Annotated in this window: 18 protein-coding genes and 3 pseudogenes; 14 read left to right on the top strand and 7 right to left on the bottom strand. The window is 70.1% G+C overall.

Translation table 11 applies throughout. The annotated features are described in order from the left end of the window. Positions 1–67: 67 nt before the first annotated feature. From ASF25_RS23585 to ASF25_RS10970, 4 genes and pseudogenes are all read right to left on the bottom strand, one after another. Positions 68–409: pseudogene (locus ASF25_RS23585) on the bottom strand (hypothetical protein); the annotation flags it as partial. Beyond that, on the bottom strand, positions 410–745 hold the full coding sequence (locus ASF25_RS10960; protein ID WP_056263865.1) for a cytochrome c: 336 nt from the start codon (positions 743–745) through the stop codon (positions 410–412). 130 nt (positions 746–875) lie between these two features. Then, positions 876–2,165 carry a PQQ-dependent sugar dehydrogenase gene (locus ASF25_RS10965; RefSeq protein ID WP_056169366.1) on the bottom strand — a complete coding sequence of 430 codons (1,290 nt, stop codon included), beginning with the start codon at positions 2,163–2,165 and terminating at the stop codon, positions 876–878. A gap of 121 nt (positions 2,166–2,286) precedes the next feature. Further along, positions 2,287–2,697: an MAPEG family protein gene (locus tag ASF25_RS10970; protein ID WP_056263868.1), complete on the bottom strand. Its 411-nt coding sequence runs from the start codon at positions 2,695–2,697 to the stop codon at positions 2,287–2,289. A 196-nt stretch (positions 2,698–2,893) separates the two neighbouring features. On the opposite strand from ASF25_RS10970, the gene alaS reads away from it, so the two are divergent. From alaS to ASF25_RS11015, 10 genes and pseudogenes are all read left to right on the top strand, one after another. After that, a complete protein-coding gene (alaS, locus tag ASF25_RS10975) occupies positions 2,894–5,542 on the top strand; it encodes an alanine--tRNA ligase (protein ID WP_056304624.1) in 2,649 nt (882 codons plus the stop codon). Between the two features lie 533 nt (positions 5,543–6,075). Next, positions 6,076–7,182 carry a ring-opening amidohydrolase gene (locus tag ASF25_RS10980; RefSeq protein ID WP_056304625.1) on the top strand — a complete coding sequence of 369 codons (1,107 nt, stop codon included), beginning with the start codon at positions 6,076–6,078 and terminating at the stop codon, positions 7,180–7,182. Positions 7,183–7,186: 4 nt separating this feature from the next. Continuing rightward, a complete protein-coding gene (hydA, locus tag ASF25_RS10985; protein ID WP_056304626.1) occupies positions 7,187–8,608 on the top strand; it encodes a dihydropyrimidinase in 1,422 nt (473 codons plus the stop codon). A gap of 78 nt (positions 8,609–8,686) precedes the next feature. After that, positions 8,687–9,679: an ABC transporter ATP-binding protein gene (locus tag ASF25_RS10990; RefSeq protein WP_056263875.1), complete on the top strand. Its 993-nt coding sequence runs from the start codon at positions 8,687–8,689 to the stop codon at positions 9,677–9,679. A 30-nt stretch (positions 9,680–9,709) separates the two neighbouring features. Further along, a complete protein-coding gene (locus ASF25_RS10995; RefSeq protein ID WP_056304627.1) occupies positions 9,710–10,984 on the top strand; it encodes an extracellular solute-binding protein in 1,275 nt (424 codons plus the stop codon). Positions 10,985–11,228: 244 nt separating this feature from the next. Then, positions 11,229–12,185, top strand: coding sequence for an ABC transporter permease (locus tag ASF25_RS11000; RefSeq protein ID WP_056304628.1), 957 nt, complete (start codon positions 11,229–11,231; stop codon positions 12,183–12,185). Between the two features lie 2 nt (positions 12,186–12,187). After that, positions 12,188–13,078 carry an ABC transporter permease gene (locus ASF25_RS11005; RefSeq protein ID WP_056304629.1) on the top strand — a complete coding sequence of 297 codons (891 nt, stop codon included), beginning with the start codon at positions 12,188–12,190 and terminating at the stop codon, positions 13,076–13,078. Between the two features lie 192 nt (positions 13,079–13,270). After that, the gene (locus ASF25_RS23590; protein WP_244472991.1) at positions 13,271–13,441 is read left to right on the top strand and encodes a hypothetical protein; all 171 of its coding nucleotides are present in this window, start codon (positions 13,271–13,273) and stop codon (positions 13,439–13,441) included. Between the two features lie 297 nt (positions 13,442–13,738). Beyond that, positions 13,739–13,870: pseudogene (locus tag ASF25_RS23595) on the top strand (helix-turn-helix domain-containing protein); the annotation flags it as partial. A 59-nt stretch (positions 13,871–13,929) separates the two neighbouring features. Continuing rightward, on the top strand, positions 13,930–14,154 hold the full coding sequence (locus ASF25_RS11015; RefSeq protein WP_244472992.1) for a hypothetical protein: 225 nt from the start codon (positions 13,930–13,932) through the stop codon (positions 14,152–14,154). A gap of 368 nt (positions 14,155–14,522) precedes the next feature. Here the strand turns inward: ASF25_RS11015 and ASF25_RS22675 are convergent, their stop codons facing one another. The 3 genes from ASF25_RS22675 to ASF25_RS11030 form a co-directional block, all read right to left on the bottom strand. Next, positions 14,523–14,840 (bottom strand): hypothetical protein, encoded by a 318-nt coding sequence (locus ASF25_RS22675; RefSeq protein WP_156368942.1) that lies wholly within the window; start codon positions 14,838–14,840, stop codon positions 14,523–14,525. Further along, the gene (gene glf, locus ASF25_RS11025; protein ID WP_056262960.1) at positions 14,837–15,991 is read right to left on the bottom strand and encodes a UDP-galactopyranose mutase; all 1,155 of its coding nucleotides are present in this window, start codon (positions 15,989–15,991) and stop codon (positions 14,837–14,839) included. Before glf ends, ASF25_RS22675 begins: the two co-directional genes overlap by 4 nt. Before the next feature lie 73 nt (positions 15,992–16,064). Further along, positions 16,065–17,192 (bottom strand): glycosyltransferase, encoded by a 1,128-nt coding sequence (locus ASF25_RS11030; RefSeq protein ID WP_244472993.1) that lies wholly within the window; start codon positions 17,190–17,192, stop codon positions 16,065–16,067. A gap of 376 nt (positions 17,193–17,568) precedes the next feature. Between ASF25_RS11030 and ASF25_RS23890 the strand changes: the two are divergent. The 4 genes and pseudogenes from ASF25_RS23890 to ASF25_RS11045 all read left to right on the top strand — a co-directional run. Further along, positions 17,569–18,717: pseudogene (locus ASF25_RS23890) on the top strand (family 1 glycosylhydrolase); the annotation flags it as partial. Between the two features lie 183 nt (positions 18,718–18,900). Next, positions 18,901–19,758, top strand: coding sequence for a sugar nucleotide-binding protein (locus tag ASF25_RS23895; protein WP_274533783.1), 858 nt, complete (start codon positions 18,901–18,903; stop codon positions 19,756–19,758). Next, on the top strand, positions 19,755–20,921 hold the full coding sequence (locus ASF25_RS23070; RefSeq protein WP_056304631.1) for a hypothetical protein: 1,167 nt from the start codon (positions 19,755–19,757) through the stop codon (positions 20,919–20,921). Before ASF25_RS23895 ends, ASF25_RS23070 begins: the two co-directional genes overlap by 4 nt. Beyond that, positions 20,918–22,735 (top strand): ABC transporter ATP-binding protein, encoded by a 1,818-nt coding sequence (locus ASF25_RS11045; protein ID WP_056304632.1) that lies wholly within the window; start codon positions 20,918–20,920, stop codon positions 22,733–22,735. Before ASF25_RS23070 ends, ASF25_RS11045 begins: the two co-directional genes overlap by 4 nt. The last annotated feature ends 7 nt before the right edge of the window (positions 22,736–22,742 follow it).

Genomic DNA, 22,742 nt, shown 5'->3' on the forward strand with positions numbered 1-22,742 from the left:
CCGTCACCCGACCATGAGAAAGCCGCCGGGCCCCGTGCCCGGCGGCTTTCTCGTGGTGCCTAGCTATTCACGCCGCCCGCGCCACCGCGAGGAAGCGGACGATTTTGGCGGGCAAATGCCCCGAATGACACGAGCGTGCCGAGGCGGCCTCGGCGACGTCACGGACGATGTCCTGGGTCGTCGCACCCTGCTGCTCGCGGGAGACCGCGATGGTGGAGGCGACGCCGTCGATTTCGCGATCTCGCGGATACGTGCCGTGATGGCGGCGATCGCCGAGACTGCCTGACTCGTGGCGGACTGGATCTCGGCGATCTGGCAGGAAATCTCCTGGGTGGCCTGCGCCGTCTGCCTCGCGAGCCTCTGCACTTCCACGGGCGCCTGGATGAGGCCGCGGCGCGTCCCCCGACCGTCAGCCCGGCGGCAGCACCTCGATGGCGATGCCGGCATAGAATGCCGCGAGGTCGGCGATCTCGGCATCCGACAGGCCCTTGGCGACGACGTTCATGATCGCGTTGCTCCGGCGCCCGTCGCGGTACTCGGTGAGCGCCTTGACGAGGTACGGCTCGACCTGCCCCGCGAGGTTCGGGGCTTCCGGCAGCTTCGACAGCCCGTCCATGCCGTGGCAGGTCTGGCAGGCGGTGGCGGCCTTGCGGCCCGCCTTGGCATCGCCGGCCCGCGCCGGACCGATGGCGAGCCCGCTCAGGAGCGTGGCGGCGAGGAACAGGGCGGCGGCGGGATGGGGCATGCGGACTCCGGGTTCTGGGGCGATCGAGATATCCGCGCGCAGGCCGTCGAACCAGAAGCCGCAGGGCCAAGGGGCAGACGCGGCCGGCGGCCGGTGAGCCGGGCGGGCGCGCGGCCCGCCCCCCAAAAGGTCACTTCCCCTCGTACGAGATCCGGTAGATCGCCCCGGCCGTGTCGTCGGCGACGAGCAGCGAGCCGTCGAGGAACACGGCCACGTCCGCCGGGCGGCCGAGATACTCGCCGTCGCCCGTGAGCCAGCCCTCGGCGAACGGCACCGGCGCGCCCGCCTTGCCGTCCTTCTCCACCGGCACGAACATGATCCGGGCGCCGATGGGCGTGGTGCGGTTCCAGGAGCCGTGCTCGGCGATGAAGATCCCGCCGCGATAGGCGGCCGGGAACTGCTTGCCGGTGTAGAACGCCATGCCGAGATCGGCCGCATGCGGCGGCAACTCGGCCTGCGGGAACACCGCCCCCTTCGGAGGCTCCTCGTCCTTGTACTCGACGGTGCGGACGGCGCCGCCGCCGAACCACGGGAAGCCGAAGAATTCCCCGGCCTTCGTGGCGCGGTTGAGTTCGCCCGGCGGGGTGTCGTCGCCCATGCCGTCGACCTGGTTGTCGGTGAACCACAGGGACTTGTCGGCGGGGCTGAAATCCATGCCGACGGAATTGCGGATGCCCGTGGCGAACACCTCGCGGTTCTTCCCGTCGGCATCCATCCGGACGATGCCGCCGATGCCGGTTCTGGCGTAGAGGTCGCGCTTCTCCGCCGGCGGCACGTTGTAGGGCTGGCCGAGGGACACGTAGGTCTTGCCGTCGGGGCCGATGCGGCAGATCCGGGCGGTGTGGTTGTAGCTCTCCTCCGCGGCCGGGATCAGCGCGCCCTGCTTGACCAGCACGCCGGCGGCGACGTCGGGGCTCTCGTAGAAGAACTCCGCCGCCGGGAACGACAGCACCCGGTTCTGTTCGGCGATGGTGAGCACGCCGTCCTTCGAGAAGCAGACGCCGTTGGGGATCTTGAAGTCGATGCCGGGCGCGAAGGCCCGGACCTCGTCGGCGACCCGGTCCTTGTCACGGTCGGTCACCGTGTAGACCTTGGTCTTGCGGGTGCCGACGAACAGCACGCCGGCGTTGGGCCCGACCGCGATGGAGCGGGCATCGGGCACCACGGCGTAGAGGTCGATCCGGAAGCCCTCGGGGAGCTTGATCTTGCCCAGCGTCCGGCGGAGCGCATCGGCGCGGCGCCCGGTCTGGGGGATCTCGGGCGCCTCGGCCGTGCCCGTGCTCTGCATGCCCTGGAGCTTCTCCAAGGCGTCGGCCTTGGCCTTCGTCTCGGCGGGGGCGGCCCCCTGCGCCTGCGCCCCGAGGGGGGCCGAACCGAGGGTGACGCCGGCCAGAAGCGTCGCGACGAGGACGGATCGCATGGGGTACTCTCCCGGCTCCGCCCGCATGATCGGGGCGGTTGCCGGACGGACGTTACGGGCTTGCCAGTGGTCTCCACAAGGGGAGGGCCGTCCCCCGCGAGGGACGGCCCTCCCCGGGATGTCAATACGGCAGGATCTTGACGAACAGGCCCCACAGCACGAGCAGGATGCCGACCACCGAGACGCCCCAGATGATGGAGCGGATCTTCGGCACGCCGAAGCCGTAGACCGGCAGGTAGGCGAGGCGCCCGAAGAAGTAGAGGTAGGCGCCCAGCACCACGGCGGTGTTGTGGCGCCCCGTGGCGACGCAGGCGAGCACCAGGGCGGCGAAGATCGGGAACGTCTCGAAGAAGTTCTTCGAGGCCTTCTCCAGACGGGCGGCCGCGCCCGTCACCTCCGGCGTCCGGCCCTCGCGGTTGCCGGCGGCCCAGGTGAAGCCGCCGCGCTGCTGCAGGCCGCTGTAGGAGGCGGCGATGATGTGGACAAGGCCGAGGAAGCAGGACCAGGCAAGGAGGCGGATTTCGACGGGCATGGGCGCGGTGTGTCCTTGGTCGGTGGTGATCCCCGTACCTAGACCATCGCGCGGGCGAGGGGCACCCGCCGGTGCGAAACGTGAAACCGCCCGTGACTTGAGCCGGAACCCTCCGTATGAGACGCCTGCGCGCGGACTAGCCGTCATGGCCGTCAGCACCGACCCGGCAGGGCCCACCGACAGAGTCTTTACAGCGATGAGCGGCGTCAACGAGATCCGGTCGACCTTCCTCGACTACTTCGCAAAGGCGGGCCACGAGGTTCTGCCGTCCTCGTCGCTGGTGCCGCGCAACGACCCGACGCTGATGTTCACCAACGCCGGCATGGTGCAGTTCAAGAACGTCTTCACCGGTGTCGAGAAGCGGCCCTACAATCGCGCCACCACATCGCAGAAATGCGTCCGCGCGGGGGGCAAGCACAACGACCTCGACAACGTCGGCTACACCGCGCGCCACCACACCTTCTTCGAGATGCTCGGCAACTTTTCCTTCGGCGATTACTTCAAGCCGCAGGCCATCGAACTCGCTTGGGATCTGATCACCAAGGAATTCGGCCTGTCGAAGGACCGCCTGCTGGTGACGGTCTATGCCGACGACGACGAGGCCGCCTCGCTGTGGAAGAAGATCGCCGGATTCTCCGACGACCGCATCATCCGCATCGGCACCTCGGACAATTTCTGGCAGATGGGCGACACCGGCCCGTGCGGCCCGTGCTCGGAGATCTTCATCGACCAAGGCCCCGGCCTGCAGGGCGGCCCGCCCGGCTCGCCCGACGAGGACGGCGACCGCTTCCTCGAATTCTGGAACCTCGTGTTCATGCAGTACGAGCAGGTGGAGCCGGGCAACCGCCTCGCCCTGCCGCGCCCCTCCATCGACACCGGCATGGGCCTGGAGCGCATGGCCGCCATCCTCCAGGGGGTGACGAGCAACTACGAGACGGACCTGTTCCGCGCCCTCATCGACGCCGTGAGCCACGCCGTTGGCTGCCCGCCGGAGCCCGCCACCCGCGCCTCCTACCGGGTCGTCGCCGACCACCTGCGCGCCGCGTCCTTCCTCGTCGCCGATGGCGTGCTGCCGGGCAACGAGGGCCGGGGCTACGTCCTGCGCCGGATCATGCGCCGGGCCATGCGCCACCTCGAACTCCTGGGCTCCCGCGAGCCGGTGATGTACCGCCTGGTGCCGACCCTGGTGCGCGAGATGGGTCAGGCCTACCCCGAACTCACCCGCGCGGAGACGCTCATCGGCGAGACCCTGCGGCTGGAGGAGACCCGGTTCCGCCGCACCCTGGAGCGGGGGCTGGCCATCCTCGACGCCGAGACCCGCGACCTCGCGCAGGGCCAGAACCTGTCGGGCGAGACGGCCTTCACCCTCTACGACACCTACGGCTTCCCCCTCGACCTGACCCAGGACGCCCTAAAGGCGCGCGGCATCGGCGTCGACACCGACGCGTTCGGGGCCGCCATGGAGCGCCAGCGCAAGGCCGCGCGCGCCGCCTGGACGGGCTCCGGCGAGGCCGCCACCGAGACCGTCTGGTACGGCCTCAAGGAGCGCACCGGCGCCACGGAGTTCCTGGGGTATGAGACGGAGTCGGCCGAAGGCATCGTCACGGCTCTGCTTCGCGACGGCGCCGAGGTGGAGGCCCTGGAGGCCGGCCAGACCGGCCTCGCCCTCGTCAACCAGACCCCGTTCTACGCCGAATCCGGCGGTCAGGTCGGCGACACCGGTACGCTGACGGCCGCCGGCCTGAAGGCGCGGGTGACGGCCACCGAGAAGAAGCTCGGCGACCTCTTCGTCCACCACGTCACCGTGGACGAGGGCCGGCTCGCCCTGAACCAGCCCGTGGAACTCTCCGTCGAGGCCGATCGGCGCGCCGCCATCCGGGCCAACCACTCGGCGACCCATCTCCTGCACGAGGCCCTGCGCCAGGTGCTCGGCGACCACGTCGCCCAGAAGGGCTCCCTCGTCTCGGCCGAGCGCCTGCGCTTCGATTTCAGCCACCCCAAGCCCCTCGACGAGGCCGAGATCCGCGCCGTCGAGGACATCGCCAACGCCGTGCTGCTCCAGAACACACCCGTGGTGACGAAGCTCATGGCGCAGGACGAGGCCGTGGCCTCCGGCGCCCGCGCCTTGTTCGGCGAGAAGTACGGCGACGAGGTCCGCGTCGTCTCCATGGGCCTGCCTGGGGCGGGCGGTAAGGCGTTCTCGGTGGAGCTTTGCGGCGGCACCCATGCGGCGCGCACGGGCGAGATCGGTCAGGTCTCCGTCGTCGCCGAGAGTGCCGTCGGCGCGGGGGTGCGCCGCATCGAGGCCCTGACGGCGGATTCCGCGCGGCGCTTCCGCGCCGAGGAGGGCCGCACCCTGTCGCAGATCGCCGGCCTGCTGAAATCCGCCACCGCCGACGTGCCCGAGCGCCTGGCGAGCCTCATCGAGGACCGCCGCCGCCTGGAACGCGAACTCACCGACGCGCGGAAAAAACTCGCCATGGGCGGGGCCGGATCGGGCGGTGACGAGATCGTGGAGATCGGCGGCGTGAAGCTCCTGGCCCGCGTGGTCGAGGGCGTCGAGATGCGCGACCTCAAGAGCCTGGCCGACGAGGGCAAGAGCCGGATCGGCTCCGGCATCGTCGCCCTGGTGGGCGTCGCCCCCGACGGCAAGGCCGGTCTCGTCGTCGGCGTCACCGCCGACCTCACCGAACGGTTCGACGCCGTCGCCCTGGTGCGGGCGGGCGCCGGCCACCTCGGCGGCAAGGGCGGCGGCGGTCGCCGCGACATGGCCCAGGCCGGAGGACCGGAAGGCACGGGCGCGGCGGCGGCTCTGGACGCGATCCGGACGGCCCTGGCCGGATAGGATCATGGTGTGCGCGTCGTCGGCCGGTTCGGTGAATTGCCGAGCCCAACGTGCGACGCCGCAGCGGTACCGCGCACTGCCTTCGATCGCGCGCACCGTGCCGCAAGCTCGGTCCACGGGATCTGCCCCGCACGCCGGGGAATGCCGACGGGCCCCCCGTGGGCACACGGTCGCGCGGCGCATCCCAGCACGGACCCGGGGGAGCCGACGGCCGACGATTCCTCGCGGCTTGCGGAGGCAGCGGCATGGAAAAGCGCCATCCCCGATGCCACCGGGCCTCCGACCCGCCCCTGAAGTTGCCTGCGGATTAGGCATATGACCTCAGCGTAGGCGCCGGCCGGGCCTGGGAATCCCGCCCGCCTCACCGCGTCGCGGCTGGAGGGCGTGGTGCGGTTTGTGCAGGATCGGCGATACGCTTCCCGGGCCGTTCGTGCGCGGCGAACGGTCCCGTGTGGCGTGGGCGGGCGCGGCCCCGCAACACCGGACCTCGCGCGCGCTCTGCCCCTGTGTCACCGCCCTGACCCGGACGTTCCATGCCCGAATGCCTCGTCTTCCGCGTGCCGACCCGGCACCCCGCCGACGTCTCGGGGGTGATGGACCTCATCGCCGCCGGCGCCGTGGCGGCGGATGAGATCGTGGCGATCTTCGGCAAGACCGAGGGCAACGGCTGCGTCAACGATTTCACCCGCCAGCTCGCCGTGATGGCCCTGGAGACCGCGCTCGCCGGCGCGATGGCGTGTACGCCCGAAGCCGTCGGCGGGCGGGTCGCCCTGGTGATGTCGGGCGGCACCGAGGGCGGCCTTTCCCCCCATCTCCTCGTATTGGCGCGCCGCGACGGCCCGGCCGTGCCCGGCGCGACGGCGCTGGCCATCGGCACCGCCTTCACGGCCGATTTCCGGCCCGAGGAGATCGGCCGCATGGCGCAGGTGCGGGCGACGGCAGCGGCGGTCGCCGAAGCCATGGCCCGGGCCGGGCTCGACGACCCGGAGGCCGTACATTTCGTCCAGGTGAAGTGTCCGCTCCTGACCAGCGCCCGCATCCAGGAGGCTGCCGCGCGCGGACGGGACGTCGCCACCCACGACACCTACGCCTCCATGGGCCTGTCGCGCGGGGCCTCCGCCCTCGGCATCGCCCTGGCCCTCGGCGAAGTGGCGGACGAGGACCTCGCCGACGCCGCCATCGGTGCGCGACGGGACCTCTATTCCGGCCGCGCCAGCGCCTCGGCCGGCATCGAACTCATGCGCAACGAAGTCATCGTGCTGGGCAACGCGCCCGGCTGGACCGGCCCCCACGCCATCGCCCACCGGGTCATGCGCGACGGCATCGATTTTTTCGCAGTTCAGGGCGTGCTGGCGGATCTGGGCTTTCCCGGCTCCGGCCAACTGACGCCGGAGGAGTCGGAGCGCGTGGTCGCCCTGCTCGCGAAAGCCGAGCCCTCGCATGACGGCCTGATCCGCGGCCGGCGTCACATCATGAACGACGACAGCGACATCAACGCCACCCGGCACGCCCGCGCCCTGGTCGGTGGGGTCGCCGCCGCCGCCATCGGGCGCACCGACCTGTTCGTCTCCGGCGGCGCCGAGCACCAGGGACCCGACGGCGGCGGCCCTGTTGCGATCATCGCCCGCGTGAGGGACTGAAGCAATGCCCGACTTCGATCTCGCCATCCGGGGCGGCACCCTGGTCACCGCCACCGATACGTTTCGCGCCGATCTCGGCATCCGCGACGGGCGCATCGCGGGAATCGCCGCGCGGATCACGGATGCGGCCCGCACCCTCGACGCCTCCGGGCTCCTCGTGCTGCCGGGCGGCATCGACAGCCACGTCCACATCGCGCAGGATTCCGGCCCCGGCATCGTCATGGCGGACGACTTCGCCTCCGCGACCCGTGCGGCGGCGGCCGGCGGCAACACCTGCGTGATGCCGTTCGCGCTCCAGCCCCGCGGCGCCTCCCTGCGCGAGGCGACCCATGCCTACCGGGCGCTGGCGGAGGGCCAGTGCCACATCGATGTCGCCATCCACCTCATCGTCTCCGACCCGACGCCGGCGGTGCTCGGCCAGGAGCTGCCGGCCCTGATCGCTGAGGGCTACACCTCGTTCAAGGTGTTCATGACGTACGACGATCTGGTCCTGAACGACCGCCAGATCCTCGATGTGTTCGACGTGGCGCGGCGCGAGGGCGCCCGCGTCATGGTCCATGCCGAGGGCTACGACGCCATCCGGTACATGACCGAGAAGCTTGAGAAGGCCGGCGAGACCCGCCCGTTCGGGCATGCCCTGTCCCGGCCGCAGGTGGTGGAGCGCGAGGCGGCGCACCGGGCGATCGCGCACGCCGAACTCGTGGATCTCCCCATCGTCATCGTCCACGTCTCGGGCGCGGAGGCCATGGAGCAGATCGCCTGGGCCCGGGAGCGCGGCCTGAGGATCCACGCCGAGACCTGCCCGCAATACCTGACGCTCACCGCCGACCACATGAAGGGCATCGGCGCCGACGACCCGATGGCGGGGGCGAAATACGTCTGTTCGCCGCCGCCCCGCGAGGCCGCGAACCAGGCCGCGATCTGGCGCGGCCTCCAGACCGGCCTGTTCGACGTGGTCTCCTCCGACCACTGCCCGTTCCGCTACGACGACGTTCAGGGCAAGCTGAACCCGCGCGCGAGAAGCGCGTTCCGCTGGGTGCCGAACGGCATCCCGGGCATCGAGACCCGTCTGCCGATCCTGTTCTCGGAGGGCGTCTCGGCGGGCCGCATCTCCCTCAATCGCTTCGTCGAACTCACCGCCACGAATCACGCCAAGCTCTACGGGCTCTACCCGCGCAAGGGCTCCATCGGCATCGGGTTCGACGCCGACCTGACCCTCTGGGACCCGAACCGGCGCGAGACGATCCTGCAGGCCAACCTCCACCACGGCGCCGATTACACGCCCTGGGAGGGCTTCGCGGTGACGGGTTGGCCGGTGGCGACCCTCGCGCGGGGTGAGATCGTCGCCGAGGACGGGCGGGTGACCGGCGCACTCGGCCATGGACGGGTACTCGACCGGGTTGTGCAAGCCGATCCCCCGGTCTGATCGGACGCCGCGACATCGGATGCGAATCGGGTATCGTCTGGCCCGCCCCTTGCTGGGATGCGGGTCGGGAGACAACGCATGGACGTCGAGCTGATCCGCCTGACCAAGCGCTACGGCCACACCACGGCCGTGGACGGCATCGACCTGAAGGTCCGCTCGGGCGCCTATTGCTGCCTGCTCGGCCCCTCGGGCTGCGGCAAGACCACCACGTTGCGGATGATCGGCGGGCACGAGACCGTGTCCTCCGGCGATGTGGTCATCGGGCCGAAGGCGGTGGGCGATGCCACCCCGGCCGAGCGCGGCACCGCGATGATGTTCCAGAGCTACGCCCTGTTCCCCCACCTCAACTGCCGCGACAACGTCGCCTTCAGCCTGAAGATGCGGGGCATCGGCAAGACCGAGCGCCGGGCCAAGGCGCTCGCCATGCTCGACCTCGTGCAGATGGCGCATCTGGCCGAGCGTCTGCCGGCCCAGCTCTCCGGCGGCCAGCAGCAGCGCGTGGCGCTGGCCCGGGCCCTGGTCACCGGACCCAAGGTCCTGCTCCTCGACGAGCCGCTCTCGGCCCTCGATCCGTTCCTGCGGGTGCGGATGCGGACCGAATTGAAGCGGCTCCAGGCCGAACTCGGCATCACCTTCATCCACGTCACCCACAGCCAGGAGGAGGCGATGGCGCTGTCCGACCTCGTGGTGGTGATGAACGGCGGCCGCATCGAGCAGGCGGCCGACCCCCGCACGATCTTCGAGCGCCCCGCCACCGCCTTCGTCGCGCGCTTCATCGGCGGCCACAACATCATCCGCCTGCCCGATGCGACGGAGGTCGCCGTCCGGGCGGACCGGATGCGCCTCGGGGCGGAGGCGGGGCCCGGGGCGGTGCCGGCGCGCGTCGTCTCCGTCGAGTATCAGGGCACCAGCGTGCATGTGGGCTTCGAGGCCGACGGCCTCGGCGGGAGCGGCGCGACCGCGCTCACGGCCGTCATCGACGACGGCGCCTATGCCGGCCACCCCCTCGCGCTGGGCCAGACCGTGCCCCTCGGCTGGGATGCCGCCGCCGCCCATCGTCTGAGCGCCTGAACCGTTTCTCACTGCGTACGAGGAATCCGCATGACGACCACGATCAAGCTGAGCCGCCGCACCCTGCTGCAGGGCGCGGGGGCCACCGGACTGGCCCTCGGCGCCGGCCCGATCACCGGCTTTCCCAACGTGATCGCCGCCGAGCCCGTGACCCTGCGCTACCTCGGCACCGCCGTGAACCAGTCCGGCGACATCGCCCGCAAGGTGAAGGAAGATCTCGGCATCACCCTCGAGTACATCCCCGTCGTCACCGACGAGGTGACGAAGCGCGTGGTGACCCAGCCGAACTCGTTCGACCTCCTCGACACCGAGTTCTTCAGCCTGAAGAAGCTCATCCCCTCGGGCAACATCCAGGGCATGGATGCGCGCCGGATCAAGCAGGCCGACAACATCACCCCGGTCTTCACCAAGGGCGAAGTGGCCGGAAAGAAGATCGGCGACCAGGGCACGGCACCCAAGAAGGTGTTCTACCTCGAGGGGCAGAACTCGAAGAATTTCGCCGGCTCGGCCACCGAGTGGATCACCCTGATCCCCACCACCTACAACGCCGACACGCTCGGCATCCGGCCCGACCTGATCAAGCGCCCGATCACGAGCTGGAAGGAACTCCTGAACCCCGAGTTCAAGGGTAAGGCCTCGATCCTCAACATCCCGTCCATCGGCATCATGGACGCCGCCATGGTGATCGAGGCCACCGGCGACTACACCTACCCCGACAAGGGCAACATGACGAAGGCGGAGATCGACCGCACCATCAAGCTGCTGATCGAGGCCAAGCGCGCCGGCCAGTTCCGCGCCTTCTGGCAGGATTTCAACGAATCCGTGAACCTGATGGCGTCCGGCGAGACGGTGATCCAGTCGATGTGGTCGCCCGCCGTCACCAAGGTGCGCTCGCAGGGCGTCGCCTGCACCTACCAGCCCCTCAAGGAGGGCTACCGCGCCTGGGCCACGGGCTTCGGCCTGCCCAAGACCCTGACGGGCCGCAAGCTGGATGCGGCCTACGACTTCATCAACTGGTTCCTGTCGGGCTGGGCCGGCGCCTACCTCAACCGCCAGGGCTACTATTCGGCGGTGCTGGAGACGGCGAAATCCCACATGGAGCCCTACGAGTGGGCCTACTGGATGGAGGGCAAGGCCGCCGAGAAGGACATCAAGGGCCCGGACGGCGGCGTGCTGGAGAAGGCCGGCGCCACCCGCGACGGCGGCTCCTTCGAGGCCCGCATGGGCGGCGTCGCCTGCTGGAACGCGGTGATGGACGAGAACACCTACATGGTCCGTAAGTGGAACGAGTTCATCGCCGCGTGAGCGGGGTGATGCACCAGGCACGGAGCGCGCTTCCCTCTCCCCGCCCGGCGGGGATAGGGCCTCGTCCTCCCCTTGTCGGGAGGCGAGGCGAGCCCGGCAGGGCGACGGTGAGGGGGTATCGCCGGTCGTGCCTCTTACGGTGGCGCCTCCTCACCCTGGCTGCCGCTCGGCTCGCCCCCGACAAGGGGGGCTCGCCCCTCTCCCCGCAAGCGGGGAGAGGTTCTGCGCTCGGCTGGAGTGAGCCATGACCGACACTGCACTCTCCTCCCTCCCCGCCATCGCGAAAACCCCGGCCGTGACGGCCCCCACCACGAGCCTCACGGCCAAGACGCGGCGGCGCCGCGCGCTGGCCTATCTCCAGGCCGCCCCGCTGGCGTGCGTGTTCCTGGTGTTCTTCGTGGTGCCGCTGGCACTGACCCTGATCGTCAGCTTCTGGTCCTACAACGAGTACGAGATCATCCCGGCCTTCACGGTGCAGAACTACATCGACGTGTTCGAGGGCTGCCTCAACACGGCGGACGCCTGCACCACCGTGCGGACCTACCTCTCGACCCTGAAGTTCTGCGCGCTGACCTGGGCCTGCACCCTCGTGATCGGCTTCACGGTGGCGTATTTCGTCGCCTTCCACGTGCGTTCGAAGACGATGCAGATGGCGCTGTTCCTCGTCTGCACGATCCCGTTCTGGACCTCGAACGTGATCCGGATGATCTCCTGGATCCCGCTGCTGGGCCGCAACGGCCTCGTCAACGACACCCTGATGGGGATGGGCCTCATCAAATCCCCCATCGAGGGCCTGCTGTACTCCGACTTCTCGGTGGTGCTCGCCTTCGTCCACCTCAACACGGTCTTCATGATCGTGCCGATCTTCAACAGCATGGCGCGGATCGACCGTTCGCTGATCGAGGCGGCCTACGATTCCGGCGCCACCGGCTGGCAGACCCTGTGGAACGTCGTGGTGCCGCTGGCCAAACCCGGCATCGCCATCGGGTCGATCTTCGTGATCACCCTGGTGATGGGCGACTTCGTCACCGTCGGTGTCATGGGCGGCCAGCAGATCGCGTCGGTCGGCAAGGTCATCCAGGTCCAGATGTCGGCCCTGCAACTGCCGGCGGCGGCGGCCAACGCAGTGGTGCTGCTCGGTGCCGTGATGCTGATGATCGTGGCGATGACCCGCCTGATCGACCTGCGGAAGGAACTCTAGCGTTGAGCGACCGACCCCGCTCCCCCGCCTTCTATGCCCTCGCGGCGTTCTTCGCCCTGTTCGTCGCCTTCCTGTACGGCCCGACGCTGACCATCCTGGTCCTCAGCTTCCAGGGTCCGCAGGGCGGCCTCACCTTCCCGATGAACGGGGTCTCGACGCACTGGTTCGGCAAGCTCTGGGCCGGTCTCGGCATCGTCGACATCTGGGGGGCGCTGTGGCGCTCGCTCCGCCTCGGCCTCGTGGTGATGGGCCTCACCGTGGTCATCGCGTTCTTCGCCGGCCTCGCCTTCCGCAAGCGCTTCCGCGGCGAGGGCGCGCTGTTCACCATCGCGGTGGCGAGCCTGATCGTGCCCTCCATCGTGGTCTCGCTCGGGATCGGCCTGGAATTCCGCCTCCTCGACGATGCGGTGAACTGGGCGGCGGCCGCCTTCGGCTGGGGCTGGCTGCAGGAGCACGGCACCCTGATGGGGCTCTACACCTCGGCGCTGGGCGCGCACCTGACCTGGACGCTGCCCTTCGGCCTCCTCATCATGTTCGCGGTCTTCAACCGGTTCGATCCGGCCTACGAGGAGGCCGCCCGCGATCTCGGCGCCACCGGCGCCCAGACCCTGCGGCACGTGGTGGTGCCGATCCTCGGCCCCTCGCTCGTCGGCGTCGCCCTGTTCGGCTTCACCTTGTCCTTCGACGAGCTCGCCCGCACCAGCCAGGCCATCGGCGGCCGCAACACCCTGCCGCTCGAACTCCAGGGCCTCACCACCACCGTCACCACGCCGGAGATCTACGCGCTCGGCACCCTGACCACGGGCATGTCGCTCGCCGTCATCGGCCTCGCCCTCGGAACGAGCCTTTACCTCCAGCGGCGCAAGGCGAAGGCCGGGCTGCGGCTCGGATAGGAACTTCCGCGAACGGTTCGGGGCGGAAAGCCCGTGCGGGCTATCCTGGGATAATGCGTGCGCAGGGAGGACGCTTACGATCCGCGCATCATCGGCGTTTTTGCAATAGGGGCTGGTGACCGGGAGAGATTTGGGCTTCCGCCTATGTGGCAAAGCGAAGTTGCTATGCACCCGGTTTCCAACAACGCTCCCATGACCATGCTGCTGCGCAAGCTCGACAGCATCGCCACCCTCTCGGATGAGGAGCAGGAGGCCGTTCGCAACCTGCCGGTCAGAATCCGGACCCTCGAGCCGAGACAGGATATCGTGCGGGAGGGCGACATGCCCTCGCAATGCTGCCTGGTCCTCGAAGGCTGGCTGTGACGCTACAAGGTGTTGGGGGACGGGCGCCGCCAGATCTTCTCGTTCCACATTCCCGGCGACACCCCCGATCTGCAGAGCCTCCACCTGCCGGTGATGGATCACAGCCTCGGCACCGTAACCGTGGCCACGGTCGCGTTCATCCCGCACGACAGCGTCCGTGACCTGACCCTGCGCTTCCCGCGCCTCGGGGCGGTGCTGTGGCGCGACACCCTGATCGACGCGGCGATCTTTCGGGAATGGATGACCGGCATGGGCCGCAAGTCGGCCTATGGCCGGATCGCCCACCTGTTCTGCGAGATGTACCTCAAGCTCGAAGCGGTGGGCCTCGCCGGCGATCACCGCTGCCCCCTGCCGATCACCCAGACCGAACTCGGCGATGCGCTCGGCCTCACCACCGTGCACGTGAACCGCACCCTGCAGGAGATGCGGGGCCAGGGGCTGATCACCCTGCGCAGCAGCACCCTGGTGGTCAACGCCTGGAACGACCTGTGGGCAGCAACGATACCGAGAGCCATCTCGTGTTCGACGATGGGTTCCTCGTGGCGATCCTGGTTCACCTGTGCGAGCAGCACGGGTCGGACGCCGGCCGGTGGTTCCTCGAAGCCGGATTCGGCCGCGTCGACCATCCGAACCCGCCGACCTTCGCCAGCCTCGGCGCCGCCCAGGACTGGATCACGCACCGCCTCGCCACGACGGCAAGCTCCGCACTGTGATGCCGAGGCCGGGTGCCGATCCGCATGGGCGGCGGCAAATCGCGCCACACCGACCACCATCCCGGTGGCACCGTCGCCGATGCGGCCGCTTCCGGCGCGTTCGCTCGGGATCCTCGGCACCCAGGCCGGGCGTAGCATCCGCGCAGCGAGCGAGCTGCGGTGCGTCCATGTCCGGATCGCGAGCGGGGGGCCGCGTCCGCTGCGCCCTCGAAGGCGTCGGCGCGACTGCATCGCGCCACCGACAGGTGCCGGCTGGTCGCGACGGCATCGCTCACCCCCTGGTCCGGGTGGCGCACCGGTCCGCCGGGATGGCGGCGGTCGGACGGCGCACCGCGGTGCGGGCCCCTGCGCCGCGTGTGGTGCGTGCATCATGGCCCACTCCGCCCCCGCGGCGGCGGCCCGGCGCCGTCGTTGGCAAGCCCCGCAGGGTCGTTGGCAAGCCCCGCAGGGTGGCAGGCGCGGCCGGCGGCACGGCGCGCTTTCGCGAGGGCCGCGAGAGTCCGGGGATCGGCACCGTCCGCGCGGGCCTGCGCCTCCCACGCGAGAAGATCGGCGAAACGCCGCTCCTCACCGGTCAGCGGACCCTCGGCGAAATCCTCCCGTATCGCCGCCCGGTCCCGCTCGCCCAGCGGCCGCTCCGTCGTCGCCGGAGGCCGGAAGGGCGCCCGCTCGGCCATGGGTCTCACGCCAGTTCGGAGGTGGTCCGATCGACGGCCGGCGCGCGCACCCGTCCATCCCGCCGGGGAATCTCCGCGTCGATCCGCCGGAACGTCGCGAGCGCCTGTCCGACGATCTGGTCCATGTTGTAGTAGCGATAGGTGGCGAGCCGGCCGACGAACCAGACATTCCGCTCGTCGCGGGCGCGTTGCTCATAGCGCTTGTAGAGCGCCTGATGCGCGGCGCACGGGATCGGGTAGTAGGGCTCGCCCTCGGCGGACGGATACTCGTAGGTGAGGGCCGTGCGCGGATGCGTCTGCCCGGTGAGGTGCTTGTATTCGGTGACCCGAGTGTAGGCCTCCGTCTGCGGATAGTTGACCACGCCCACCGGCTGGTGCCACGCGACGTCGCGTGTGACGTGTTCGAAGCGCAGGCTGCGATAGGGCAGGGGGCCGTAGCAGGTGTCGAAGTAGGTTTCGATCGGACCGGTGAAGATGGTGCGCCGCGCCCGTGCGGTGGGACCGAGGCTGCGGAAGTCGGTGCCGAGCGCCAGCGTGATGTTGGGATGGTCGAGCATTGCGGCGAACATCGCCGTGTAGCCGTGCTTCGGCATCGCCTGATAGCGATCGGTGAAATAACGGTCGTCCCGGTCGGTCCGGGTCGGAACCCGAGCGGTCACCGACCGGTCGAGCTCGGAGGGATCACGGCCCCATTGCTTGCGGGTGTAGCCGCGAAAGAACAGCTCGTAGAGTTCGCGGCCCACCGTCGAGACGACGACGTCCTCGGCGGTTCGGATCTCCTCGACGGGCTCCGCCCGGGCGGCGAACCAAGCTTCGAGCTCGGGGGACGTCAGAGACAGTCCGTACAGCCGGTTGATCGTGTCGAGGTTGATCGGGATCGGCACGCGCTGGCCGTTGACCTCGGCGAGGACCCGGTGCTCGTAGGGCCGCCAGGCCGTGAAGTCGGACAGGTACGCGAACACCGCCTGTGCGTTGGTGTGGAAGATGTGCGGCCCGTAGCGGTGGATCAACAATCCGTCGGCGTTGAGACAGTCGTAGGCGTTGCCGCCGATGTGATCGCGCCGGTCGACCACGAGGATTCGCTCGCCCCGCTCGCGCGCGAGGCGCTCGGCGAGCACGCTGCCGGCAAAACCGGCTCCGACGATCAGCCAATCGTACATCGGTCTCGAACCTCGACTGTTCGGGCCGCGGGGAGGGCGCGCAGCGGACGGCCCCATCGCGGACGGGAGGGGATCAGACGGTCTCGCGCAGCACCGGACGCGGCGAATCCGACATCGGTTCGCCGAGGACCGCCATCATCCGCGCCTCCATGTCGGCCCAGGTTCGATCCCAGGAATCGCCGGCGAGGCGGGCGTCGACACGGGCGAGCCACGGCGCCCGTGCACGCGCCATCAGGGCTTCGGCCGCGAGGACGGCGGTGCCCGGCGTGTCGGCGATCTCGACGAGGCCGGCCTCGCCGTACCCGCGCACCACGTCGACGATGGGCGTCGAAATCACAGGCAGGCCGGCGGCGAGAAATTCCGGCGTCTTCGTCGGGCTGATGAACCGCGTCGCGGCGTTCAGGGCGAATGGCATCAGCCCGAGATCCCAATGCGCCAAGTAGTCCGGGAGATCGTCGTAGAGTTTCGGTCCGAGCCAATGGATGTTGGGCCGCTTGGGTAGTTCGGCCGGATCGATCTTCACGACGGGACCGAGGATGACGAACTGCCACTCCGGCCGAAGATCGGCGAATTGGGCGAGGAAGTCGGCGTCGAACCGCTCGTCGACCACGCCGAAGAACCCGAGGCGCGGCCGGGCCAGGGCGGCCTGGTCCGCCGGGTCCGGGGGCGTACCCTGGCGGGCACGGGCGAAATGCGCGGTCTCAACGGAGGACGGGAAGCAGTGGATGTCGGGATGGGCATCGCGCTTGGCGGCGTAAAGACTGTAGCCACCGGTGAAGACGAGGTCGGCGGTGGCCAGCAGCGTCCGTTCCTGCGAGACCAAGGCGTCCGAGGCACCCCGGAAGGCCGACAGCTCGTCCATGTTGTCGTAGATCGTCAGGTCGCGGTGCAGCGTCTGCGTAAAGGCGAGGGCGGCCGGCGTATAGTACCAGAACACCCGCGTGCGATGACGGGAGCCATCCAGTTCCCGTGCGACGAGGCCGTGAAGGACCTGCGCAAGGGACTGCGTGTCGGCGGGATCGACGATGGGAACGAGCACTTCGAGGGACGGGCTGACGCCCTCGCGTTTCAGCCGCGCCGTACCGCCCGCCTCGAAGACCGGCTCCTCGATGAAAAGGACGTCGAACCGCTTTGCGGCGCGGGTGAGAAGGTGCTGCGGGCGCTGACGGACGAAGTTCCAGCGCAGATGAGAGAAGCACACAAGCAGAGGGCGTGGACGGGACGATGGATCACCGTGCTGTTCCGCGGTGGATGCGCGATATTCCGGAGTAGGACTTCGATACCCAAAAGTGGGAGGAGTATTCAGAACCATGAGATCCGACACGCCGACCGGATCGGGTGAAAGTCCAGATTCCTGCTTCACGTTTCGCGTCCCCTCTACGAGGTCGTTGGGCGATCACCCGAGAACAGATCTCGTACAATTCGGGATCGATAAAGCGTTGATATTTTCGCTGCCGAACCCTGTCGTTCTCATAGGTTAAAGATTGCGGCGGTATTCATTGTCAGTATTACGAGATGGAGTCTGATTACGATTTCGGACGGTAGGCGATGATCAGTGCGAAGTCGGAACAGCGGCCGCCCGGTTTGCGGTGGGTCGGTTCGTGAGCGCCGGCGGCGCGCCACTCGAACTCTGGGGCGGCTTCGAATGCACCGTCGCGCGGATCGGCGACCGATTCCGGGATCAGGTGCGCGAGACCGGTCATCGCTGGCGCAGCGCGGATCTCGACGCCGTCGCACGGCTCGGCATCCGCACCCTGCGTTATCCGCTCCTGTGGGAGAGCGTCGCGCCAGAGGTTTCGGCGACGCCGGATTGGTCGTGGCAGGATGCGCGTTTGAACAGGCTTCGGCGCCTCGGCATCGTTCCCATCGTCGGCCTGCTCCACCACGGCAGCGGACCGTTCGGCACCGGTCTCCTCGATCCTGACCTGCCACGGCTGTTCGCCGCGTATGCCGATCGGGTCGCCCGTCGCTACCCCTGGCTGCGCCAGTTCACGCCGGTCAACGAACCGCTGACCACGGCGCGGTTCGCCGGCCTCTACGGCCATTGGTATCCCCACGCGCGCAGCGAGGCCGCGTTCCTGCGCATGGCGGTCAACCAATGCAAGGCGACTCTCCTGGCCATGCGGGCGATCCGCCGGCTGATCCCCGCGGCGCGCCTCGTCCAGACCGAGGACATCGGACGGACGTTCAGCACGCCGGCCCTCGCGGGCCAGGCGGCCTACGAGAACGCGCGACGCTGGCTCAGCCTCGATCTCCTGTGCGGCCGGGTGGATCCGGCCCATCCCTGGTACGGGCGCCTGATCGATCATGGCGTTCCGGCGGCGGATCTGGCCCTGCTCGCCACGGGGGAGGGGGCGCGCGGCCTCATCGGGGTCAACCACTACCTCACGAGCGAGCGCTATCTCGATGGCCGTCTGCGGGCCTATCCGGCAGCCTCGCGGGGCGGCAACGGCCGCCAGCGTTACGCCGACGTGGAGGCCGTGCGGGTCGCCCTACCCAAGGGCGCCACGGGTCCCGCCGCCCGCCTCACCGAGGTGTGGGAGCGCTACCGCATTCCCGTCGCCGTCACCGAGGTGCACCACGGCTGCAGCCGTGACGAGCAGCTGCGCTGGCTGGCGGAGGTGTGGAACGCCGCCACGGCACTGCGCGACCGGGGCGTGCCGGTGGAAGCCGTGACCGTTTGGTCGCTCATGGGCGCGGTGGATTGGAACAGCCTGCTCGTCGACCGCGCGGGGATCTACGAGCCCGGCGCCTTCGACATTCGGGCACCGAAGCCCCGCGCGACCGCCCTGGCGACGGCCGTGCGCGCCCTCGCGACCACCGGACGCTACGATCATCCGGTCCTCGATTCGCCGGGCTGGTGGCACCGGCCGGTCCGGTTCTACCGGCGGCAAGCGGGCGCGGTGGCGATGCGCCCGGACCGCGCCCGTCCGCTCCTGATCCTCGCTGTGGATGGCCGCCTCGCACAGGGCCTGGTCCGGATCTGCCAGGACCGGGGGTTGCACCGGGTGACGGTGCCGGCCGGCGCGTCGGAGGAGGACCCGACCCTCGACGCCCTCATCGCCCGGCATGCGGCCTGGGCGATCATCGACGCCGCCGGCCTCGACGCCGATGCGGCGGGCCGGGAGGATTCCGGCGCGGCCCGCCCGGTCTGCGCCGACCGGGCGGGCCGCATCGCCGCGGCCTGCGCCCGCGCGGGCCTCCCGCTCCTGACGTTCTCCAGCGATCGCGTCTTCGACGGCAGCCTCGGCCGACCCGCCGACGAGGCGGATCCCGTCAGGCCCGATGGCCCCTACGCGCACGGCGTCGCGGCGTCCGAGGCACGGATCCGATCACGGCATCCACGGGCACTGATCGTCCGCCCCGGCCTCGTCTTCGATGCGCCCGACCCCGCTTTCGCAGCCGTGCCGCTCCGCGACGCGCACGGAGAGGGGACGGAGACGCCTCCCGGCCAGCCCGAGCTCCTGTCCGTCAGCTATCTGCCGGACCTAGCCCATGCGGCGCTGGATCTTCTCATCGACGACGTGTCCGGGCCGTGGCACCTCGTCAACCGTGGGGCGGTGGACCGGGACGCAGCCCTCGCGGAGATCGCGCACGGTGTCGCGGGGCATTCGCCGACGGCCGTCGGATCCGGGATCCTGCGGATCAACCGCGCGCTCACGAGCACGCGCGGCCTGCTCATGCCGACGCGGGCGAGCGCCCTGCAGCGCTTTCGCGATGCCGTCGCGGCGGCGTCCCCCCTAGCCGTGCGGCAGGCCGCGGAATGACTGGTACCCAGGGCGGCGCCGTTCCAGGCCCGGTGACCCGGGACGCCGGCGCGCTCAGCCCGACGCCGTTCCTCGGCGGGTTCGAATGCTCAACCCATCGCCGCCGCGACGGGCAGCGCCTCGACCTCATCGCCGCGACGGGTCACGACACCTGGGCGGCGGCCGATTACGCGGCCCTGCGGGCCCTCGGGCTCGGTGGCGTCCGCGACGGCCTGCGCTGGCACCGGATCGAGGTCGCGCCCCGGGTGTACGACTGGTCGAGCGCCCTGCCGATGCTGCGGGCGGCCCGCGCCAGCGGTCAGCGGGTGATCTGGGACCTCTGCCATTACGGTTGGCCCGACGACCTCGACATCTGGTCCGAGGCCTTCCCCGTCCGCTTTGCCGCGTTCGCCGCCGAGGCCGCCCGGATCGTGGCCGCAGAGACGGACGCCGCGCCCGCCTTCTGCACAGTCAACGAGATTTCCTACTGGGCCTGGGCCGGGGGCGACGTCGGCCGCATGGCGCCCCTCGCCCTCGAGCGGGGGCCGGAGCTCAAGCGCCAGCTCGTGCGCGCCTCCGTCGCCGCGACGCGGGCGATCCGCACCGCGGTGCCGGACGCGCGCTTCCTCCATGCCGAACCCCTGATCCACGTCGTCGCCGGCAGCCCGGAGGACGTGCCCGCCGCCGAGTCCTACCGGACGGTGCAGTACGAGGCCCTCGACCTGGTGAGCGGGCGCCTCTGCCCAGAGCTCGGCGGCGGTCCCGATTGCCTCGATGTCGTCGGGGTGAACTTCTACCCGGACAACCAGTGGGTCCATGACGGGGGAACGATCCCCCTCGGCCACCATGCCTACCGACCCCTGCGCGACATGCTGGCGGAGGTTCATGGCCGTTACGAGCGTCCGCTCCTGGTGGCGGAGACGGGCGCCGAAGGCACGGCCCGGGCGGCGTGGCTGCACTACGTCTGCGGCGAGGTTCTGGCCGCGCGCCGCGGCGGCGTCCCGGTCGCGGGGATCTGCCTCTATCCGATTCTCGATTATCCCGGGTGGGACGACGGGCGCCCCTGCGCGGTGGGCCTGTTGTCCGCACCCGACCGAGACGGACGACGGTTCTGCGATCCGGATTTCGCCGCGGAACTCCGACGCCAGCAGACTCTGTTCGCGCAGGCTCCAGGCGCCGCATGAAGGATGGTCCCCTGGTCGCCCCGCACCTGTCCGGTCCCGGCCGGTTCATCCGGCACCACCTGCTGTGCTGGCGCTGGCATTTCGGATCGCTGTTCACCCTCGTGGTCGCGGCCTCCGCCTGCGGCGTCGGACAGCAATACGTCCTGAAGCAGTTCGTCGACGCCATGACCCGGCCGGCCGACGCCGCCTCGGCCGTCACGGCGGTGCTGCTGCTGTTCCTCGGCCTCATCGCCGCCGAGGGCGTGCTCGCGCGGCTCACGGGGTGGCTCGCCTGCCGCACCACCGTGGGCGTCGGGGTCGGCCTGCGCCTCGAACTCTTCGACGAACTCAGCGCGCAGTCGATGCGCTACTTCGCGGAGAACCGCGCGGGCTCCCTTGGCCAGCGCATCACCGCCACGGCCGGCAATTTCGGCGCCCTCATCAACACCCTGGTGTGGCGCATCATTCCGCCGGTGGTGGATGTCGGCGGCGCGGTGATCATCTTCGCGACCATCGACGGCCGGCTCACCGCCGCCCTCCTGGTCTTCGTCATCGGCGTCACCCTGGGCCTGATCGTGTTCGGGGAGCGCGGCCGCCCCCTCCACCGCGCCTATTCGGGCGAAGCGGCCAAGGTGGCGGGCGACCTCGTCGACACCATCACCAACATGTGGACGGTGAAGGCCTTCTCGGCCCGCCGCCGCGAATGGCTGCGCCTGCGCACCGGGTTCGAGGCCGAGGCGACGGCGCAGCGCCGGAGCTGGATGTACCTCGAGGTGGCCCGGCTCCTCCACGACCTCGCCCTCTGGGCGATGGCCGCCGGCATCCTGACCTGGGCGGTGATGTTGTGGAGAAGCGGGCAGGCCAGCCCCGGCGAGGTGGTGGTGGTAGCGAGCCTGACCCTGCGCATCCTGCACAGCTCCAAGGACATGGCTCTCTCCCTCGTGGACGTGGCCCAGCAATTCGGCTTCGTCGAGGAGACCCTCGCGGTCATCGCCCAGCCGCGGACGGTGCCGGATGCGCCGGGCGCGCCGGACCTCGTCTGCGGCGGCGGCCGCATCGAATTGCGTGACGTCGCCTTCGCGTACGGGGCGGGACGGCGCGTCCTCGACGGCGTCACCCTCACGATCCCGGCCGGCCAGAAGGTCGGCATCGTCGGGCCATCGGGCGCCGGTAAGTCGACCCTGGTCCAGCTACTGCAACGACTTCACGACGTCCAGCACGGCACCATCCTCATCGACGGCGTGCCCATCGCGTCCGTGCGCCAGGATTCCCTGCGCGACGCCCTCGCGGTGGTGCCCCAGGAGATCAGCCTCCTGCATCGCAGCGTGCTGGAAAACATCCGTTTCGCCAGACCCGAGGCCGACGACGCGGCGGTGTTCGCGGCCGCGCGGGCGGCGGCCTGCGACGGGTTCGTCCGCCGACTCCCCGAAGGCTACGAAACCGTCGTGGGCGAGCGCGGTGCCAAGCTGTCGGGGGGGCAGCGCCAGCGGATCGGTATCGCCCGCGCCTTCCTCAAGGATGCACCGATCATCCTCCTCGACGAGGCGACCTCCGCCCTCGACACCGAATCCGAGATGGCGGTGCAGGCCGCCCTGGTGCGGATCATGCGTCGGCGCACGGTGGTCGCCGTCGCGCATCGCCTCTCCACCTTGACGGGGTTCGACCGCATCCTCGTGATCGACCAGGGCCGCGTGGTCGAGGACGGCAGCCCCGCCGCCCTGCGCGGGGCCGGCGGCGTGTTCGCGCGGATGTGGCAGCTCCAGGCCGAGGGGCTGCCCGGCCATGACGGACCCGTGGAGGCGCAGAGCCGGGCGGACATCGCCCGCATCGCCTGACCCTTCG

The sequence above is a fragment of the Methylobacterium sp. Leaf100 genome (assembly GCF_001422845.1).
Taxonomy (GTDB): Bacteria; Pseudomonadota; Alphaproteobacteria; order Rhizobiales; family Beijerinckiaceae; genus Methylobacterium.

Coding starts and splice junctions, on each gene's coding strand:
- ASF25_RS10960 (WP_056263865.1), bottom strand. CDS start 745: ATGCCCCATCCCGCCGCCGCCCTGTTCCTCGCCGCCACGCTCCTGAGC.
- ASF25_RS10965 (WP_056169366.1), bottom strand. CDS start 2,165: ATGCGATCCGTCCTCGTCGCGACGCTTCTGGCCGGCGTCACCCTCGGT.
- ASF25_RS10970 (WP_056263868.1), bottom strand. CDS start 2,697: ATGCCCGTCGAAATCCGCCTCCTTGCCTGGTCCTGCTTCCTCGGCCTT.
- alaS (WP_056304624.1), top strand. CDS start 2,894: ATGAGCGGCGTCAACGAGATCCGGTCGACCTTCCTCGACTACTTCGCA.
- ASF25_RS10980 (WP_056304625.1), top strand. CDS start 6,076: ATGCCCGAATGCCTCGTCTTCCGCGTGCCGACCCGGCACCCCGCCGAC.
- hydA (WP_056304626.1), top strand. CDS start 7,187: ATGCCCGACTTCGATCTCGCCATCCGGGGCGGCACCCTGGTCACCGCC.
- ASF25_RS10990 (WP_056263875.1), top strand. CDS start 8,687: ATGGACGTCGAGCTGATCCGCCTGACCAAGCGCTACGGCCACACCACG.
- ASF25_RS10995 (WP_056304627.1), top strand. CDS start 9,710: ATGACGACCACGATCAAGCTGAGCCGCCGCACCCTGCTGCAGGGCGCG.
- ASF25_RS11000 (WP_056304628.1), top strand. CDS start 11,229: ATGACCGACACTGCACTCTCCTCCCTCCCCGCCATCGCGAAAACCCCG.
- ASF25_RS23590 (WP_244472991.1), top strand. CDS start 13,271: ATGACCATGCTGCTGCGCAAGCTCGACAGCATCGCCACCCTCTCGGAT.
- glf (WP_056262960.1), bottom strand. CDS start 15,991: ATGTACGATTGGCTGATCGTCGGAGCCGGTTTTGCCGGCAGCGTGCTC.
- ASF25_RS23895 (WP_274533783.1), top strand. CDS start 18,901: ATGCGCCCGGACCGCGCCCGTCCGCTCCTGATCCTCGCTGTGGATGGC.
- ASF25_RS23070 (WP_056304631.1), top strand. CDS start 19,755: ATGACTGGTACCCAGGGCGGCGCCGTTCCAGGCCCGGTGACCCGGGAC.
- ASF25_RS11045 (WP_056304632.1), top strand. CDS start 20,918: ATGAAGGATGGTCCCCTGGTCGCCCCGCACCTGTCCGGTCCCGGCCGG.